This window comes from Arthrobacter pigmenti (genome assembly GCF_011927905.1).
GTDB classification, from domain to species: domain Bacteria; phylum Actinomycetota; class Actinomycetes; order Actinomycetales; family Micrococcaceae; genus Arthrobacter_D; species Arthrobacter_D pigmenti.
Genome location: NZ_JAATJL010000001.1, coordinates 2,390,327 through 2,408,252, shown reverse-complemented (window position 1 = coordinate 2,408,252; position 17,926 = coordinate 2,390,327). Strand labels below are relative to the sequence as shown.

The window sequence follows — 17,926 nt, the reverse complement described above, 5'->3', positions numbered from 1 at the left end:
CGAGCCAGGGGTGGGGTGGGCAGGCGCTCGGCTGTCGCCGTCGTCGTACCGGGTGTTTCAGCTGTTGCGCCGGCATTCTGGAGGCGTTCGGAGAGTTTCACCTAGATCACTACCCTGCGGTGGAGCTTGCGTTGGGTGCGTGCACGCCACTGTGGGTCGAAGCGCTCGACGAGGCCGCGCAGGTTCTTGGTTGCGGGGTCGCGGACTTCGTCCTGGAGGAGTGGAACGCCCCTATTGGTTGCGAGTGAGAGGCCGCGGGAGCGAGGGATGGAGACGTCCACGGGCGCGCCGAGGGTCGCTTCGATGTCCTGGACCGAGAGTCCGGTCTTGGAATCGGCGAAGTTCAAAACCACGTGACGCGATTCGGGGAACAGGTTGAGGGAGCCGAGCACATCCAGGCCCGTGCGCAGGCCGCGGACGCTGGGTACGTCCATGCCGGTGACCCAGATGGCGTCCGTGCACTGTTCGAGTGCGGCGAGGCTGTGCTCGGTGAGGCCGGGGCCGGTGTCCACGACCACGTACGGGAACTCCGCGGTGAGCTGCTTCAGGAGGACGGCGAGTTGGGCGGCCGAGATGTTGTCGGCTTCTGCGGGGTTCTTCGGAGCGCATAGGGCGTAGATGCCGGACGGGTGCGGGGTGAGGAACGCCTTGAGCACCATGGTGTCCTGGGCGGCGGATCCGGAGACGGCGTCGAGGACCGAGTACTCCGGGTTCAGGTACAGGTTGGAGGCGACGTCGCCGAACTGCAGATCGAGGTCGACCAGCACAACGCCCATCGGCGCAAGCTTCCCGAGTCCGACGGCGACGTTCGTGGCGACCGTGGTTTTACCGACGCCGCCTTTGGGTGAAAACACGCCGATCACCAGGCCGTGTTCCTGCTTCGCGGCCTGGTGCGGATTCTCGGTGCGGTGGCGGCTGGCAAAAGCGTGGCAGGCGCGTTCAAGCAGCATACGGACGGCGGGGATGTCCGCTGCCGGCTGGAGGACGTCGCGGATGCCGGCGCGCATGGCCTGCAGAACAAACTCGGGATTTTCATCCGAGATGAGCACCATGCTGACGTTGGGGAATCGGACGTCGACAACGGTGGCGAGCCTCAGCGCGCCGTCCGGCGCCATGCCCGGACCCAGGATGAGGACTTCGGGACGTTGGACGGCGAGCAGGTCCAGGAGGTCCTCGGGCTGTTGCAGGAGCTCCGGCTTGACGGAGAGAACGTCGCCGGGGAGTGCGCCGGCCGCGGCGAGCCGGACTGTCTGCTCGAACGCGTTGTCTGCGGTGATGAGAAGGAAACGGCTCATCGGTACAGCTCCTTGTCGTGGACGATGAATGGGGGAGCGTCGTTTTCGGCAACCGTGGCCTTGCTGAGCCAGATCGATTCGAACTCGCTGGCGAACACAAGCCGCGTGGCCTGGTCCGGGTTGACGGCGAGGGTGAGCATCAGCGAACCGGTGGGCAGCGCTTCTGCCTCAGCTGCGGCACGTTCTTCCTCGGACAGGTTGGGGTCGATAGGCGCTGCATCGGGTGCGCGTTGAACCGCGGAGACGAGGACGCGGGGGAGTACCAGCTCGGTAGATTCGGCTGCCGGGTCTTCTTCGAGGCCTCCGGAAACCATGGACATGAAAACACCCACGTAGTCTCCAGCCGTGATGCGGCCGCCGGCGATGCGCTGCGGTTCGACGAGGATGGAGACCTCGTGCAGACCGGCGGGAACCTCAACGGAACCGGGGGTCACGACGTCCGAGGGATCGACCAGCCGTTCGGTGACGAGCTGCTCACCGACTACGAGATCGACGGCGGTTACCTTGCCTTCGGAGCTATTGAGGTCCTTGAGTGCGGTGTCGGCGACGGCGGTTGCCGGCAGCTCGGTCGCTGCGATGGCCGTGCCGAGTTCCGAGACGGGGGTCCCGGCCGGGACCGGCTGCTGAACCACGAGGACGCTGATCGGGTCAAGGTCCTCGACGGCGCGGGCTTCAGCTCCGTTGGCGTAGGTGTAAACCATCATCGCGCCGACCAGTGCGAGCACTACGGCTGCGATTCCTGCAATGAGGCGGGACTTCATGGGATCTCTTCTTCTTCGAGAGTGAGTTTGACGACTGTGGTCTTCAGAGAGGGGTCAACGGGACCCAGTTTGTACCCATCTTCCAGGGAGACCATCTTGATGAACTTTCCGATGATCCCGATGCACTGAGTGGTGTTGCATTTGGAACCCGAGTAATGGTTGTGACGGAAAGCGTCAGGAAAACTCGGATTGCCGGTTTGCTTCAGCTTCCAGCCATAAACCTCAAACGCAGCAAAACCTTTGAGGGCGTATGTGGCGTTGTTGCCGGAATCTGTAATGGATGTATAGATTGGAAAAAGGCCGATTGGAGCCCTTCCTGCCTCGATTTCGCTCCGCCAGAAAGTAAGAAGAGCCGTGCAGGTCGAGTCCACACCCTTGTTTCCCACGTTGCTGCCAGATGCTCCGGCGGAAACGGTAATCATTGCTTCGCATTTTCCTGCCACGGAGTCCAGGTGGCTGAACCCTCCTGGTGGTCCGCTCGGACAGCCGGAAGTATTGTTACCCTTCTTGCGAAACTCCACTACTTGCATTTCGCTGCCGTCTGAGAGTTCACATTCTGAGAAAACAACGGGAAACGGCGCTGGACCGGAGACCGGGCTACCCCAGGCTGCATAAGCGCTCGCGGTAACGTCGGCCTCAGCGATCCCTAATGCATTCGCGAAGAAGAGCGACACGCGGTTGGCAGTCGCACCGTTTTCGAGCGCACCGGTTTCGACGGATACGGTCCTTAACGAGGGGTCGATGTCGACAACTTGGGGGTTGCTCCGGCCGTCGAGCGCGTTTCCGTCAGCCAGTTGCTTGGCCAGCGAACTTGCTGCCACAGATTCGACGCAATCCGCAGTTGGAGGAGTCGACGCGCAAGCTTGGGCTACGCCTAGAGCAGTTGCGTCAGCTCCATTCTGGAGCTGTGCCTTTTCTGCATAAAGCATCCCCACGTCGACGGCTAGCGCGGCAAACGCGAGGAGAACCACCATCAGGAAAGCAGCGAGAACGCTGACCGCGCCCTGCTCTCCGTCCTTCTGTGTCAGCCGCCGCATCGCATGACTCCCTTGCCCGTCAGGGTGAACGGCCCAGCGATGCCGGTAAGGGTGGTGAGTTCGTAGGTGATCGTGACGATGTGCGCGTCGTCGACACAGGCACCAACGGATACGTCGGCGTCAGTCAATTCAGGATTGAGCGTTACTGCTGCATCCTTGGCGGCTGTCTTGGCTTTGCTGGCGACACCACCGATCGCCATCTCGCGGACCGCCTCACGGGCCGCGTTGGTTAACGTCACCTGGGCGTTGAACGCCCGGCCGAACTCCATGATGCCGAGGAGCAGAAAAAGGAGGAGTGGGAGAAGGAGCGCCATTTCGACGGCGACGGCGCCGCGGTCATTGATTGTGCGCATGCCTCCCCTTCTCATGGTCGCCAGGTGGGGAAGGTCAGCGAAAGTCCTTCCCCACCGGTTGGATGTGACTACGGGGTGCAAGCAACGGCGTCAGTGCCGGCGCCCGTAACTGTTCCGCCTTCGATGCCACAAGCAATTTCTTCGAACATGCCGGTTAGTTGCCCCCCGAGCAGCGTGACAGCCGCAATTACAACAACGGCGATGAGCGCGACCATGATGCCGTACTCGACGGCCGTGGCGCCGGTCTCGTCGCGGTTGGTGCGGGACTTGATGATGGTTTTGACGTCAGAGAAGAACGAGGTGAGCATTGGATTTCTCCTGTACGAGGAAGAGGGTGGCTGGCCCTTCGCCAGCTCATGGCAAAGAAGCTAGCAACGAATTTCCTCGAAAGCTCCAAGCTTGAACTAAAGCTGAGTAAACCCTGTAGCTGTCGCGTTCTTAGGCGTCAATCCTGAGTATTCCCTGTGCATCCGCTAGGGATTGCGCCGATGCCGCCCGGAGTAGGAGCGAGGCACTTCAATCATCTCCGGCGAGGCTTCGTCACTTGGTTCGACGGAGGAGGCACCAGCCGAAGCAGTGGCCTGGCCGCCTAGAATCCGTCCGTCGTGCAGTTCAAGCACACGGTCCGCGCGTTGCATGAGCAGGGGATCATGAGTAGACACGATAGCGGCGACCCCGTGACTGTGCACGAGATCGCTGATGAGGTCCATCATGGTGCCGGCCGTGACGCTGTCCAGCTGGCCAGTCGGCTCATCCGCGATGAGCAACTTCGGCCGGTTCGCCAGCGAACGAGCCAGGCCCACGCGCTGCTGCTGACCGCCCGAGAGTTCAGCCGGACGCTGGTGGTGATGGTCGGCCAGGCCTACCAGCTCGAGCAGCTCATCGACCCGTGCCTGCCGCTCCGCAGGCGGCATCCCGACCAGCCTCATCGGAACCTCCACGTTCTCCGCGGCCGAGAGAATTGGAATCAACCCAAAGGACTGAAACACGAATCCCAGTTGGGTCTGGCGCAGTTCGACCCGATCCGACTCGCGCATCGCGGTCAGCTCGCGATCCCCGATGAACACGGTGCCGCTATCCGGCTCGTCCAGTCCGCCGATGCAGTTCAGCAGCGTGGTCTTCCCGGAACCGGAAGGCCCTTTCACCACCAACAGCTCGCCGGGTTGCACGGACAGGCTCGCATCCTGACACGCATGCACTGCGCTCTCGCCCTTGCCGTACGTCCGGTTTATCCCGACAGCCCGCATTGCGGGAGCAGAATCGCTGCTCATCGTGTCTCCTCAGCATCGGACGAAGCTTTCGACGAAGCTTCGGATAAAGCATCGGTCGAACCATCAGGCGAAGCATCGGAGGAAGCCGGGGTGACACGCACATGGTCAGGTTCCAACCCCAACCGGACCCGGTCCTTCATCTCCAGGGTCTGCATGAAATCCTGCGGAAGCTGCAAGCGGCCCACGCGGTCTATCACGGCGAATTCCTCGGCAATCAGATGTTCGTCGCCGTCGTTGTTCAGGCCGGTCCGGCGAAGGGTCTCAGTGGAACACCGGCCATCCCGGATCTGGACTGTGCGCTTCACATGCTCGGACACCGTCGGGTCATGCGTCACGATCAGCGTGGTGGTACCAAGCTCCTCATTCACCGTGCGCATCGCGCCCAGCACATCGGCCGACGTATGCTCATCAAGCTCACCAGTGGGCTCATCAGCCAGGATCACCGCCGGCGAATTGGAAAGCGCGACGGCGAGTGCCACCCTCTGCTGTTCACCGCCGGACATCTCCTGCGGCCTGCGATCCTTGCAATGACCCACTCCGGCAAGTTCAAGGAGTTCATTAACGCGCGTCTGCTGCTCCTTACGCCTGCTGATTGCCATCGGCAGAGCGACATTCTCGGCGGCAGTGAGATAGGGCAGAAGGTTGCGCGGGGTCTGTTGCCAGACAAAGCCCACCGTCTGCCGCTGGTACCGTGCCCGATCCTTCCTGCCGAGTCCGAGCAGATCCACGCCGGCCACCTGCGCACGTCCCGCCGTCGGCCTGTCCAGACCGGAAAGGATCGTCAGCAGTGTGGACTTCCCCGATCCGGAAGCGCCGACGACGGCGGTCATCTCGCCGGGCATCACGCGCAGGTTCAGCCCTTGAAGGGCCTGAACCTCGATCCCTTCACCCTTGAAGATCCGCACCACGTCCTCGCAGAGGATGTGCGGCTGCGTTTCTGTTCCCATGTGTGAACGCCCTAACTGTCTGTCATTCGAAGCACCGCTGCCAACCGTTGTCGTCGTCCCGCGGCCACAGCCGCGGCAAGCGAAGCAAGCACCACCACCATAAAACCAGCCACCAATGCCAGAACCAGCAGAGGATTGATGGCCAGCGCCGGCTCGTCCTCGCCACCGGTGAAAGCCGAGAGGTCAATACTGTCCAGAATGATGAGCGGCAGAACCAGGCCCAGTGCTGTTCCAGCGAGAATCGCGGCCGCAGCGATGGGCCCCAACTCCCACAACATCAATGCGCCATCCCGGCGCGGCGGAAAGCCAAGCGTACGTAGCAGCGAGATCAAGCGGTTCCGGGCCGGCGTGTTCACCACTGACGTCATCACAATCGTCAGGGAACAGAGCAGCACCATGGAGACAATGACCGCCCACAGCCCTAACTGCAGCCCGAATCCTGAGGCCGAGCCGAGTGTTCGCTCAACATTCTGGTCGGGCGTCTGCAGCAGGATCTGCGGACCGGTGATGTCCTCGACGGCACCCATCACGGCCTGCGGATCGGCATCCTCGCCTAGATCCGTGAGGATGACCGACGGCTGGAACGTCCGTTCCTCAACCGAGTTGATGGCGTCCTGCCCCACCAGCATCCATTCGGCCGCTGGAGTGAACACCGTATTCTCCGAACCAACCCCAACAACCTCAAGGTCGATGGTTGTTCCGCGATAGCGAAGCTCGACGGCGGTGCCGGGCTCAAGCTCCAGGACCGGTGAGACTACAACCGGGAGCGCGCCGTCCGACGTCGGTTCCTCCAACGCAGCCAGCAGCGACGGCGGGAAGGCGCCCGCCAGCCCCTCCTGCACTCCGCGCATCGCCGACGGATCCGTCGTCAGCAGGTTCACGTCCTTGGTTTCTCCACGGACTTCGGCGCGGAGGCGGCTGAGGTCAGTCACCGGGGCAACGGAGGTTACGCCGTCGACCTCCCCAATCGCCGCAACCTCCTGGGTTGTGAACGGTGGCCCCTGAATACGGAGGTCAGCGCCGACGTCAGCCTGCGCCGCATCGCCCACTCCTGCGCGGAAGGTCGAGAGCAGGACTCCGGAGAACAGTACGACGGCGAGTCCCACGATCAGCGCCAACACCGGCACCAGTCCGGCGCCCGGGGACCGCACAGCACGTGTTGCGCCGAGGAAGCCGATCAAGCCCGGCTGCCGGCGTCGTGCTCTTGCGAACCAGGCCAACGGCACCGGGTACAGGCGCAGCACAAGAACGCACACGGCCAGCGCAATGAGCAGGGGAGTGGCAGAGAGCAGCGCATCAACCTCGCCATATTCGAGGGTTCCCTGGGCAATACCCCGCTGGAACAGCAGCGTGGTCGCGACCACGGCGAGCACGACGACGGCGCCCTCCGCACTCAGGCGCCAACGGTTGCGTGTGAACGGGGCGAGGTCATCGCGCGCATCGTCTCCACGGCGGTGCTGAAGCGCCATCAGCGCAGCGGGAACGAAAGCTGCCGCTACGGCCCAGCCCACGTGACCGACCGCGAAGGGCACGGGTACCAGCAGAATCGCTGCCAGCGCGCCCAACGCGGCGGCGGGAACCGCGAGGATCAGGCCGTCGAGCGCAAGGGAACCGCGCACCTGCCACTCGCTCGCACCCCGGGCGGAGACCAACGCAAGGGCCTGCCGCCGTCGTTCTATCAGGAGCCGGACAGCCAGCGCCGCCGTCGCAAGGCACACGCCGAGGGGGCCGGAAGCAAGCAACGCGAGGATCTGGTTCGTGGATGCGGCGCGCTGGGTGGCTTCGGCAATTGCATCCGGTGTTTCGGATCCAAAGACCACCGTTGGCCCCGGCACGAACGCAGCGGGAACGGACTGAGGTGTACCAAGAAACTCCCTTAGCTGTGCTTCGACCTGCGGAGCGGTGCGGGCGGTCAGCGCCTCGGTGGCCATCGGGTACCAGTACGAGGTCTGTTGCTGTTCCGCTGCCAGCCGGGTTATGAGGAATGCGCGTGGCGAGATGAAGGCTGTGGCATTGACGGCGGTTCCGGTGTCGGGATCGTACTCCTCGGCGGCCGAGAGGAGCGTATTGTTCAGGCTCCAATACTCCGCGCCGGGGTCGATTGCCTTGTAGATGCCGCTCAGAACCACCCGCTGTTCCGAGGGGATGTTCTCCCGTTCGCGGATGGTGGCGGACAGCCGCACCCGCACACTGCCCTCTTCTCCGACGGTCCACTTAGCCGCCTCGGCAGAATCCTCCGACAACAGGAGCTCGATCGGATCGCCGCCGATCTCGTCGGGCGGCGGTCCGGGCAACGTACCCTCGATGACTTCGATGTGCTCCAGCACCTGCAGATCCACGGCGTAGTTCAGCACCAATTCGCGGATGCGATCCGGCAGCGGACTGATGACCGGTGAACCGAGGCCCATGGCTATCCAGCGCCCGTCACCCAATGCAGAGCCGAGTGGCTGCGCAAGGTCCGTGCGGATCCGCTCGAGCGCCCGCGCAGTCTGGCCCTCGTTCTCGGACTCTTCCATCGGCTGGTTGAAGTCCGCGTCCGGCGGTGAGGCCGAACCGAATGCACGTATCGCCTGTTGCGAACCGGCGAGGTTCGACACGGATTGCTGTAGATCCGCGGTGTACATGGCGTCCACTGCGCGCGGCCATGCGCAGAGCAGCGCTGAAACCACCAGCACGATCGAGGCGAGAAGGACAGACGGCCAGCGCGAATGCCGGAACTGCCGGCGCAACAGGGCAAACAGTGTCACAGCGCGTCCACCGCCTGTGTGGGACTCAGCGCCTGCCTTCGGACGCGCTCGCCGTAGAACCAGCTGGACAGAAGCAGGATGAGCACCTGCGCAGCCAGCACCGCGCACAAGGGGACAACCGCGACCGACAGGGGTGCGCGCAGCGATTCGGCAGCGTTGACCACCACTGCCTCGGCGAGCAGAGAGACGGTCAGTGCGGAGACGCCCAGGCCGGCCAACAGGCCCAGGACGACGGCGGCCGCCCCGACACTGAGCACCTCCCAGCGGCGCCCGCGCACCTGGTCCCGGGCCTGCATCCCGAGCGCCCGGAGAACAGCAACTTCGGACCTCCGGGACTGAACCAGTGTCACGATGCTCGCGGTCAAAGCTGCACCGCCCACCAGCAGGGTCCCGATGGCACCTATCCAGAGTGCGGTTGTCGCCGGGCTGAGGAATCGCGCGATGAGGCTGTTGTCCGCGCTGGTGACGGTGCTGCCGGGACCCGCGATGGCTGCTGCCGCAGCGGAGGTGGAGGCGCGATCCCCGGACGCAAGCCAGATTTCGCCCGGGCGCGGCTGCGTGGATGAGCTGCCTAACCACGCCTGGCCATAGGCCTGCAGGTCCGTCAGGGCTGCAACGCTCTCGGTTGTTCCCGGAAGAACGGGGGACACGGCGCCCACAACGCCTGCGATCTCAACTCCTCCCGGCCGCAGGGATACCGGGTCGCCAACCGCGAGGTCCAGTTCGGCCATGAGCTGGCTGGTAAGCGCAAGGGGCAAAGGGGGCTGGTTCTGGGCGTCCGGTATCAGACGCACCTGCGCTGTGCCGAAGACGGAGCCTTCCTCGGGGAAGCGCACACCGACGCCTTCCTCCAGCGGCTCGATCCCGCTCTGGGCAACACCGAAGAGACCGTTGACCATTCCCAACGAGGAGTCATCGGTGAAGCGGGTTTCCCCGGTTCCCACACCGCCGTCGCTGGCGATGCTGGTGATCTCCAGTTCGTAGGAGGAGGAAACGGCAGCACGTTCAAGGGCGATGTCGACGGCCGCGATGGCAACGGGATCCAGATTCTCCGGGAGCGGGAAGGAGAGGGAGTGCGCCCGCTCGCCCGGCCCGGAAAGGGTCAGCGTTCCGGCCGGCAACGGAACCAGGAATCCCTGCTCGGTGCGGATCCAGGCGGTTATCGTGGCGCGTCGGTTGGCGGCGCCGTCGGTCACTCCCGACATGGCATTAGAGGTGAGCTGCATGCGTACCTGCGTTGCCGACGGCCGCAGGACCAGCGCGGGCTCCGGTACCGGCGGCTCGTATGCCAGGGAGCTGGCGAGGTGCCCGGCGTCGACAGTGCTGCCACCCGCGGACAGAAGGCCCGGGAGCTTGGCCGCGTCCACTGCAAGGAGTGGGACCGTCACGGAGGCCAGGCGGGCTTCGCCGCGGTAGGCCAGGGATGCAGCCGAGACCGAGTCAATGGCGGCGTAGGGCTCCAGATCCGGGATGTCTTCGGGAGAACGGACTACCAGGGGACCGGGCAGGGTTACCCGAACATCCGATCCATTGCCGAGCTGGGCAGCGGCTTCCTGCGACTGGCTGGTTGTCTGCGCATACGCAGCGGTGAAGGTCGCGCTTCCCACCGTGACGGTGACCAGTGCGATCGGGATGATGTACGAGGCGATGCGGCGCGAAACCTGCCGTGCTGCCAACGGAATGCCCAGGGCCGTCCGCGCCGCAGCCCGATGCTCTACGCGCCGCGCCGACCAGCCGGTGATCAGCAACGCCAGAGCGGTACATGCGAGCAACAGCAGCGCCGGTGCGGGCGCGGCCAGTGGATTCACGGCCAGTGCACCGCTGGCGGTTTCCGACAGGGGCGAGCGGTACAGAAGGAACTGCCACACGGAGATACCGGTGGCCGCCACAAGGAGCGCCAGTATGCCGAAGGAGGCCACCTGGGCACCTCTTCGTGCTTCGGCGCCGGAACCCCTCGCACGCACCGCGTCCAGCAGGGCAACCCCAATGAACACCGCGGCGGCGAGAGTCGCGCACAGCAGCGGCACGGTCCAGCTCGCTGCCGCGAATTCCGCCACGCCCTCCAGGTATTCGGTCTCGCTGCCGGTCGAGAGCAGCGGGCCGAGCATTACCGCAACAGCCCAGCCCAGAAGGGCACCGCCTGCCGCTCGTGGAACCATCTCGAAGGCCGCTACCGCGGCATGCTGCCCTGCTGTCGACCCCCGTGCGCTGATCAACCGGTCCTCGATCGTGCGGGTACCCGCAAGCAGGCGTGCGAACTGAACCACGGTCACCGCGCTCAACGCAATCAACAGGATGATGGCAATCGGGACGATCGCGCGAACTGCCTGCGTCGCATCAGCCGCGGCGCCCAGCAGGGCGGCGAGTTCACCAGAAGGTATGACTCCGCCGTCGTTGATTGTGGGATCTGCTCCCATGAGCTCGGGAAGTTCGCGTAGCCCGTCCGCAAGGCCGGAAAGTGCTGCAGCGGAAACCGTTTCAGCGTTCACCGTGAAGACCCACTGGATCTTCGGCTGTCCGCTCAGCAGCGGGATGGCTTCAGGGGGTACGACGACGGCGGTCGGCTCGCTCTCGGCGCCCTGCACGGGAACAGGATCAAGCAGGGCTGCGTCGGCACCGCTTGGCTCGAGGGTTGCCACCAGTTCCAGGCGTACGGTGCCGTCTGCACCCTCAAGGGCGACTGTGTCACCGACTGCAATCCCCAGGGATTCCGCGGTGGAGGCCTGCATCGCGGCCGGTATGGGCCCGGACGCCGTCTCCTGGTTCGAGCCAGGGGCGAAGGCGTCGAGCGAGCCTTCTGCCGGCGTCGTCGTCGGGCTTGCACCGACGGGAAGGAAAGTAAGTTCCGCGGGCAGGTTGGTGGCGGTGCCACCGGAGGGGACGAGGGGCCGCGGCGGGGAGTATGGTGCCGGGGTGATGCGTAGGCCGTCATCGAGGCCCAGTTCACTAAAGATAGCGGTGGTGGCGGCGCGTTGGGGTTCGGCGTCGTCGGCGATGGTGGTGTGGATCCGGAAGTAGCCCTGCGTGCCTGACGCGGAGGCGAGGGACCGCAGTGCCTCAGTGGCGGCGAGCTGTGTGTAACCGCTGATGCCGCCGAGGACGGCGGTGATGAATGCCAGCGACAGGGCAATCAGCGTAAGGAGGCCACGGCGTGAACCAGCACGGCGGAACGCAAGGTGTGCCAGCACGTAGAACGCCCTTCCCCCGGGATGCTGTGGCTGTTGGCCAGGTGCTCCGAGCGCCGGCCACCGTATGACCCGCGCCACAATCAATGATCTCCTGCCATCCTAAATGCTTCTGGGGAGTGACCGGAACAGCGTCAAATTGCTGTGAATAACGCAACAATCGGCATGGCAAGCGCTTTCCCAATCATCCTTCGATAGACTCGCTCGCGGAACTACGTAACGTTCGTTGCGCTGAAGCGCCAGGAGCGTACCGACCGAGGGAGAGGCCAACTTGCAGGTAATACTGTGTGATTCCGCGGAGCATGTCGGAAAGCGCGCGGCAGACATCGTGGAGGACTACGTTCGGGCGGGTTCGGCGGTGCTGGGCCTCGCGACCGGCGGCTCACCCAGCAGCACCTACAGGGAGCTGATCCGCAGGCACCGCGAAGAAAGTCTCGGCTTCAGCGACGTCAGGGCGTTCACGCTCGATGAGTATGCGGGGCTAGCCCCCGACCACGAGCAGTCCTACCACACGACCATCCGCCGGGAATTCGTCGACCACGTGGATCTACCGTTGGAAAACCTGATGACTCCGCAAGGGGATGTATCGGATCTCGCTGCCGAAGCCGAGCGGTATGACGCCGCTATCGGCGCGGCAGGGGGAGTCGACGTGCAGATCCTCGGCATCGGGGCCAATGGGCACATCGGCTTCAACGAGCCAACTTCCTCATTGAGCTCGAGGACACGCGTGAAAACCCTTGCGGGCACCACGCGTCGAGACAATGCACGCTTCTTTTCCGACGGCGAAGTGCCGCGGTTGTGCCTGACCCAGGGCCTGGGCACCATCCGTGAGGCCCGCACTGCGCTCCTGGTTGCGATGGGCGCCAATAAGGCGGAGGCCGTCCGGGCAATGGTTGAGGGGCCGGTCAGTGCACATTGTCCGGCCTCCGTGCTGCAGCTTCATCGACGTGCCGTGGTCATCCTCGACCCTGACGCAGCTTCCCTTCTCTCGCTTGCGGACTACTATCGTGAGGCGCAGGAAATGAATGACGAGTTGGGCCTGTCCGCGCGCAGCGGCGGCTTCGACTGAATTCCTGCATGAGCGTCTTTCCGTCGGGCGTAGGACCGCTTGAAGTGCGGCGTGTGGCGGTGTTGCGGTCTGTTTTGACCGGTGGGGGCGGTCCACGCTAATCTTGGAAGTCGTTGTGCGTGTCCCACCTCGATACGTCCATGTCCGCGTGCGGCTCAGTTGCAGAGCTACCTGGTCCGCGGAAATGGCCGAGACCCAAGGGATCACCGGTGTCGTTTCAGTCCTCACCTGAAGTTCCGGTAACGCATGCATCAGCTGCGTTGGCATCTGGAGTTTCCCTCCGGCCGCCGGCGTCACCGTAGAACAAGAAACGAAGGCAAAATCGTGCGTACGTACACCCCGAAGCCCGGCGACATCAACCGCCAGTGGCACGTCATTGACGCCACCGACGTTGTCCTAGGCCGTCTTGCCAGCCAGACCGCAACACTGCTGCGCGGAAAGCACAAGCCGACCTTTGCACCCCATATGGATATGGGCGACTTCGTCATCATCATCAACGCAGAAAAGGTAGCCCTCACCGGCGCCAAGCTAGAGCAGAAGCGCGCTTACCGCCACTCCGGTTTCCCGGGCGGCCTCAAGTCCGTGACTTACGCGGAGCTGCTTGAGAAGAACCCTGTGCGCGCTGTGGAGAAGGCCATCAAGGGCATGCTCCCCAAGAACTCGCTCGCTGCACAGCAGATCGGCAAGCTGAAGGTTTACCGCGGTGCGGAGCACCCGCACGCGGCCCAGCAACCCCAGACTTTCGAAATCACCCAGGTCGCTCAGTAGTCCTGGCCACCACAGACTAAGAATCACTCAAGGAGAACCGTGGCTCAGAACACTGAAGAGCTGAATGAACCAACCGAGGAGCTCACCAGCTACACCTCGGAATCCTCGGCCGTCTCAGACGCCCCCGTCAAGGAGCGCCCCGCGCTCACCGTCGGTGGCGCCGCCGTAGGCCGTCGCAAGGAAGCTGTTGCACGCGTCCGCGTTACACCGGGAAGCGGCAAGTGGATTGTCAACGGCCGCGAGCTGTCTGACTACTTCCCCAACAAGCTGCACCAGCAGGAAGTCAATGACCCGTTCAAGCTCCTCGAGCTCGACGGCGCGTACGACGTCATCGCCCGCATCCACGGCGGCGGCCCCTCCGGCCAGGCCGGTGCGCTGCGCCTCGGCGTTGCCCGTGCGCTCAACGAGATCGACCGCGAGAACAACCGCCCCGCCCTCAAGAAGGCAGGCTTCCTGACCCGTGACGCCCGCGTCATCGAGCGCAAGAAGGCCGGTCTCAAGAAGGCACGTAAGGCGCCTCAGTACTCCAAGCGTTAGAAAAAGTCTTCCCCGTGGAATACCGCTGGCGCGTTATTCCACGGGTCCCCTCGACTTTTTCCAGCGCTCGGCTCCACGCTCCTGCCTGCCACTTGGGTCTAAGGCGCTTGGGAGCCCGAGTTACATGCTTTACCCGTTACGCCCGTTCGGCAGCTGCCGGGCGGGCGTAACGCTTTAAGCACGGCTTCGAAGGCCCGGCACCCTTCTGACTTAGGATGGACCACGATGACTAGATTATTTGGGACCGATGGCGTCCGTGGGCAAGCGAACGGCCTCCTCACAGCTGAGCTCGCCCTGCAACTCGCGCAGGCAGCGGCCATGGTGCTCGGACACCGAAGTTCGGACGGCAGGCGCCCCACTGCGGTCATCGCCCGCGATCCGCGCATCAGCGGTGACTTCATCGCGGCGGCCGTTGAAGCAGGACTGGCCAGCGCAGGTGTTGACGTCTACGATGCCGGGGTGCTTCCCACCCCCGCCGCAGCCTTCCTGGTCGCTGACCTCGACGCGGATTTTGGCGTCATGATCTCCGCCTCGCACAATCCGGCTCCGGACAATGGCATCAAATTCCTCGCCCGCGGCGGCAAGAAGCTGGACGACGCCGTGGAAGACGCCATCGAAGCGGAACTCAATGCTCCTCCCCGCCGCCCGGTGGGGCCGGATGTGGGCCGGATCCAACGCTTCGCGGACGCTGAAGACCGCTATGTGGTTCACCTCCTGCAGTCCCTGCCGCACCGCCTGGACGGGCTCAAAGTTGTGCTGGACTGTGCCAACGGCGCGGCAAGCGGCTGCTCACCGCAAGTGTTCTCCGATGCCGGCGCGGACGTCGTCGTCATCGGCGCAGACCCGGACGGTAACAACATCAATGACGGTTGCGGCTCCACCCATCTGGAAATGCTTCAGGCTGCGGTGCTCGAGCACGGCGCCGACCTCGGCATAGCGCATGATGGCGACGCCGACCGCTGCCTTGCTGTGGACCACGAAGGAACCGTGGTGGACGGCGACCAGATCATGGCGATCATGGCGGTCGCGCTCAACGCGGCCGGGCGGTTGAAGGACAGCACCCTCGTCGCGACCGTTATGAGCAACCTGGGGCTGAAGCTCGCGCTGCGCGATGCGGGCATCAGCCTCCGCGAGACCGCCGTTGGCGACCGCTACGTGCTGGAAGGAATGCGCGACGGCGCGTTCAGCCTCGGCGGAGAGCAGTCCGGCCACGTGATCTTCGCCGACCACGCAACAACCGGTGACGGTGTACTCACCGGACTCCAGTTGGCAGCCCAGGTAGCGATGACCGGGCGCAGCCTCAAGGAACTGTCCACGATCATGACCAAGCTCCCGCAGGTCCTCATCAACGTAAAGGGAGTGGACAAGTCGAGCGTGAACAGCGACGACGAAGTGCAGCGCGCAGTCCGCGAGGCGCAGAACTCCCTCGGCGAAACCGGGCGGGTGCTGCTGCGACCGTCGGGCACGGAGCCCGTAGTCCGCGTTATGGTCGAAGCGGCGGACATGGCAACCGCAGAATCAATTGCGGACCGTCTGGCGGACACGGTGCAGAGGCAGTTGGCTCTCGAGCCTGCCTAGGCTCGATTTACGTTCGCTGGCGAAGGCTGTCCCGGATTTCGGTCAGCAGCGCGATCTGCGGATCGACTTCCTCCACCTTCTGCTTCAACTCAAGCTTCCGGTCGCGGCGTTCAATGAACTTGTTCATTGGCAGCACGATCACGAAGTACACAGAGGCAGCCACAAGCAGGAAGTTCACCACTGCCGTGAGGAATACGCCGAACTGAATCTCGTTCCCGTTGAGCGTGATCCGCGCGAAGTCGTCAAACGTGGGCGATCCGGCGAGCGCCGAGATCAGCGGCATCAGCACATTGTTGACCAGCGAGGTCACCACAGCGCCGAAAGCCGTGCCCATGACAACCGCCACGGCCAGATCGATGACGTTGCCCTTCATGATGAAATTCTTGAATCCACTCAGCATGGTTTCAGGCTATCCAAGCGAAGGGTCAGCCGGACAGGGCACGCCGGTACGGAAGGTGAACGTTAGTATCCGGGCGCGGGCGGCAGGCCGAAGAACTCCTCAAGGGTCGCTACGCCGTTCTCGCGCATCGCCTGTGCAGCTTCCAGCCCGACGTACCGGTAATGCCAGGGCTCGCCCGAGAATCCGGTGACCCCCTGGGCTCCGATTGGGTAGCGCAGGATGAAGCCGAAAGCGTGTGCGTTCTCTGCCATCCATTGCCCTGCCACAGTGTCCGCGAAACAGGAGGACAGCGTGCAGGCGCCATCGGCCTGGCCAACGTCGAACGCGAGGCCTGTTTGGTGCTCCGAATAACCCGCCCGGGCAGAAATACGGTCAGCTTCGGCAGCGTTTCCTCCGTATTGGGCGACCCAGTGTTGATACGTGGCCACCTGATCCTGGTAGGAGCGGTAACCGCTCACCAGGGTGAGGCCCACGCCGTCGTCGGCGGCCGCAGCGAACAGTTGCTCCACCGCCGCGCTGGTGTCCGCCCGCAGGAGAGCATTGGGTTCGGCCACGGCCAGCGGAACTGCGGGAAGGACAAGCCCGGACGGGAAGAAGTCGAGCGGGTCGAGCGGACGCTGCTTGTTGACGACCACGAGGATCGACGACGGATCGCTCAACTCCTCCGCTTCGGGTGGGGGCGCCGGCGCTGTGCTCGGCGCGGGAGCCGGAGGCTCTTCTGTGACGGCCGGGGTCGTGCTCGGGGCGGCCGCGGGCGACGGCGGCGCGCTGTTTCCCGCGGGGGACGGAGGCCGCTGCGCAGGAGCTGGGATCTCGCCCGGAGTCTGCGGTGCGGACGACGGCGGCGGCTGGCTGGCCGGGGCGGTGCCGTCCGTGGTGGGCGCGGGCGTTCCGCAGGCCGAAAGTACGACGACGAGGGCCGTCGTCGTCATCAACCAGACCGGCATCCCTCGGAGCCGCCGCAGGGGTTCCATCAGGTTTTCCGTAGCAGCATTCGGCGGATGGAGTGGTCGGCTTCCTTGGTGAGCACCAGGGTGGCTCGGCCGCGGGTGGGAAGGACGTTCTCGGACAGGTTCGGTTCGTTGATGCGCCGCCAGATGCCTAAAGCGGTCTCCTCGGCTTCCTTATCCGTGAGGGAGGCGTACCGGTGGAAATAGGACGCTGGATTCGCGAAGGCGCCGCTGCGCAGGGACTGGAAGCGCTGGACGTACCACTCCTCTATATAGGAGGTCTTGGCGTCCACGTAGATGGAGAAGTCAAAGAAATCGCTGAGCGCCAGGCCTGAGCGCCCGTCCGCCCGGGTTCGTGCAGGCGCGAGGACGTTCAGCCCCTCGACAATCAGTACGTCAGGGCGGCGGACCACAATCTCGCGTCCAGGAACGATGTTGTAGGTCAGGTGCGAGTACCAGGGTGCACGCACTTCCTCAGCACCGCTCTTGACCTCGCTCACGAAGCGTAGGAGCCGACGCCGGTCGTACGACTCAGGGAAGCCCTTGCGCTGCATAAGGCCGCGCCGTTCCAGCTCCTCATTGGGGTAAAGGAAACCGTCAGTGGTTACCAGTTCCACGTTCGGAGTGCCCGGCCAGCGGCGGAGAAGCTCACGCAGCACACGCGCGGTGGTCGACTTCCCGACGGCAACGGAGCCTGCCACACCGATCACGAACGGCGTACGGGTTGTGCGCTCCCCGAGGAACGTGGTGGTGGCCGCGTGCAGTTCGCCGGCAGCGGCAACGTAGAGGGAGAGGAGCCGGGATAGCGGAAGGTAGACCTCCCGCACCTCATCGAGGTTCAGTGCGTCTCCGAGGCCGCGAAGCCGCTGCACATCCTCGACGTTCAGCGGAGACTCGATCTCATTCGACAGCCGCGCCCACATCTGGCGATCAAGCTCGACGAACGGGGTAACGCCCGCCTCCACCGTGGTGGTGGGGCCGGTACCTCGAGTTTCGTCGCTCACCCTAGAATTCTGCCCCCTGGCCAG

The 17,926-nt window shown here is 64.3% G+C and carries 16 protein-coding genes; 4 read left to right on the top strand and 12 right to left on the bottom strand.

Annotated features, from left to right (window positions below):
• Window positions 1-101 precede the first annotated feature (101 nt).
• From BJ994_RS11100 to BJ994_RS11060, 9 genes are all read right to left on the bottom strand, one after another.
• Window positions 102-1,295 carry a CpaE/TadZ family protein gene (locus tag BJ994_RS11100; protein WP_167994128.1) on the bottom strand — a complete coding sequence of 398 codons (1,194 nt, stop codon included), beginning with the start codon at window positions 1,293-1,295 and terminating at the stop codon, window positions 102-104.
• The gene (cpaB, locus tag BJ994_RS11095) at window positions 1,292-2,056 is read right to left on the bottom strand and encodes a Flp pilus assembly protein CpaB (protein WP_167994126.1); all 765 of its coding nucleotides are present in this window, start codon (window positions 2,054-2,056) and stop codon (window positions 1,292-1,294) included. Before cpaB ends, BJ994_RS11100 begins: the two co-directional genes overlap by 4 nt.
• On the bottom strand, window positions 2,053-3,093 hold the full coding sequence (locus tag BJ994_RS11090) for a pilus assembly protein TadG-related protein (protein ID WP_167994124.1): 1,041 nt from the start codon (window positions 3,091-3,093) through the stop codon (window positions 2,053-2,055). The genes cpaB and BJ994_RS11090 overlap by 4 nt, the downstream gene beginning before the upstream one ends.
• Window positions 3,081-3,446 (bottom strand): TadE/TadG family type IV pilus assembly protein, encoded by a 366-nt coding sequence (locus tag BJ994_RS11085; protein ID WP_167994122.1) that lies wholly within the window; start codon window positions 3,444-3,446, stop codon window positions 3,081-3,083. Before BJ994_RS11085 ends, BJ994_RS11090 begins: the two co-directional genes overlap by 13 nt.
• Window positions 3,447-3,514: 68 nt before the next feature.
• Window positions 3,515-3,754, bottom strand: coding sequence for a Flp family type IVb pilin (locus tag BJ994_RS11080; protein ID WP_167994121.1), 240 nt, complete (start codon window positions 3,752-3,754; stop codon window positions 3,515-3,517).
• Between the two features lie 165 nt (window positions 3,755-3,919).
• A complete protein-coding gene (locus BJ994_RS11075) occupies window positions 3,920-4,717 on the bottom strand; it encodes an ABC transporter ATP-binding protein (RefSeq protein WP_167994120.1) in 798 nt (265 codons plus the stop codon).
• Window positions 4,714-5,664, bottom strand: coding sequence for an ABC transporter ATP-binding protein (locus tag BJ994_RS11070; RefSeq protein WP_167994119.1), 951 nt, complete (start codon window positions 5,662-5,664; stop codon window positions 4,714-4,716). Before BJ994_RS11070 ends, BJ994_RS11075 begins: the two co-directional genes overlap by 4 nt.
• Window positions 5,665-5,675: 11 nt before the next feature.
• Window positions 5,676-8,411 (bottom strand): FtsX-like permease family protein, encoded by a 2,736-nt coding sequence (locus BJ994_RS11065; protein ID WP_167994118.1) that lies wholly within the window; start codon window positions 8,409-8,411, stop codon window positions 5,676-5,678.
• Window positions 8,408-11,599: an FtsX-like permease family protein gene (locus tag BJ994_RS11060; RefSeq protein ID WP_209066798.1), complete on the bottom strand. Its 3,192-nt coding sequence runs from the start codon at window positions 11,597-11,599 to the stop codon at window positions 8,408-8,410. The genes BJ994_RS11065 and BJ994_RS11060 overlap by 4 nt, the downstream gene beginning before the upstream one ends.
• 268 nt (window positions 11,600-11,867) lie before the next feature.
• Here BJ994_RS11060 and nagB point away from each other — a divergent pair, with 268 nt between their 5' ends.
• The 4 genes from nagB to glmM all read left to right on the top strand — a co-directional run bounded on the left by nagB (window position 11,868) and on the right by glmM (window position 15,548).
• Window positions 11,868-12,665, top strand: a complete 798-nt coding sequence (gene nagB, locus BJ994_RS11055; protein ID WP_167994116.1) for a glucosamine-6-phosphate deaminase — start codon at window positions 11,868-11,870, stop codon at window positions 12,663-12,665.
• Window positions 12,666-12,989: 324 nt separating this feature from the next.
• A complete protein-coding gene (gene rplM / locus BJ994_RS11050) occupies window positions 12,990-13,433 on the top strand; it encodes a 50S ribosomal protein L13 (protein WP_167994114.1) in 444 nt (147 codons plus the stop codon).
• 39 nt (window positions 13,434-13,472) lie between these two features.
• Window positions 13,473-13,970: a 30S ribosomal protein S9 gene (gene rpsI, locus BJ994_RS11045; protein ID WP_056544114.1), complete on the top strand. Its 498-nt coding sequence runs from the start codon at window positions 13,473-13,475 to the stop codon at window positions 13,968-13,970.
• A gap of 225 nt (window positions 13,971-14,195) precedes the next feature.
• Window positions 14,196-15,548, top strand: coding sequence for a phosphoglucosamine mutase (gene glmM, locus BJ994_RS11040; RefSeq protein WP_167994112.1), 1,353 nt, complete (start codon window positions 14,196-14,198; stop codon window positions 15,546-15,548).
• A gap of 7 nt (window positions 15,549-15,555) precedes the next feature.
• On the opposite strand, the gene mscL is transcribed toward glmM, so the two are convergent.
• The 3 genes from mscL to coaA all read right to left on the bottom strand — a co-directional run bounded on the left by mscL (window position 15,556) and on the right by coaA (window position 17,863).
• The gene (gene mscL / locus BJ994_RS11035) at window positions 15,556-15,948 is read right to left on the bottom strand and encodes a large conductance mechanosensitive channel protein MscL (RefSeq protein WP_167994110.1); all 393 of its coding nucleotides are present in this window, start codon (window positions 15,946-15,948) and stop codon (window positions 15,556-15,558) included.
• Window positions 15,949-16,010: 62 nt separating this feature from the next.
• Entirely contained in the window at window positions 16,011-16,922 is a 912-nt protein-coding gene (locus BJ994_RS11030; RefSeq protein ID WP_167994108.1) for a M15 family metallopeptidase, read from the bottom strand.
• Window positions 16,922-17,863: a type I pantothenate kinase gene (coaA, locus tag BJ994_RS11025; protein ID WP_167995982.1), complete on the bottom strand. Its 942-nt coding sequence runs from the start codon at window positions 17,861-17,863 to the stop codon at window positions 16,922-16,924. Before coaA ends, BJ994_RS11030 begins: the two co-directional genes overlap by 1 nt.
• Window positions 17,864-17,926: the final 63 nt, after the last annotated feature.

Coding starts and splice junctions, on each gene's coding strand:
- BJ994_RS11100 (WP_167994128.1), bottom strand. CDS start 1,295: ATGAGCCGTTTCCTTCTCATCACCGCAGACAACGCGTTCGAGCAGACA.
- cpaB (WP_167994126.1), bottom strand. CDS start 2,056: ATGAAGTCCCGCCTCATTGCAGGAATCGCAGCCGTAGTGCTCGCACTG.
- BJ994_RS11090 (WP_167994124.1), bottom strand. CDS start 3,093: ATGCGGCGGCTGACACAGAAGGACGGAGAGCAGGGCGCGGTCAGCGTT.
- BJ994_RS11085 (WP_167994122.1), bottom strand. CDS start 3,446: ATGCGCACAATCAATGACCGCGGCGCCGTCGCCGTCGAAATGGCGCTC.
- BJ994_RS11080 (WP_167994121.1), bottom strand. CDS start 3,754: ATGCTCACCTCGTTCTTCTCTGACGTCAAAACCATCATCAAGTCCCGC.
- BJ994_RS11075 (WP_167994120.1), bottom strand. CDS start 4,717: ATGAGCAGCGATTCTGCTCCCGCAATGCGGGCTGTCGGGATAAACCGG.
- BJ994_RS11070 (WP_167994119.1), bottom strand. CDS start 5,664: ATGGGAACAGAAACGCAGCCGCACATCCTCTGCGAGGACGTGGTGCGG.
- glmM (WP_167994112.1), top strand. CDS start 14,196: ATGACTAGATTATTTGGGACCGATGGCGTCCGTGGGCAAGCGAACGGC.
- mscL (WP_167994110.1), bottom strand. CDS start 15,948: ATGCTGAGTGGATTCAAGAATTTCATCATGAAGGGCAACGTCATCGAT.
- BJ994_RS11030 (WP_167994108.1), bottom strand. CDS start 16,922: ATGGAACCCCTGCGGCGGCTCCGAGGGATGCCGGTCTGGTTGATGACG.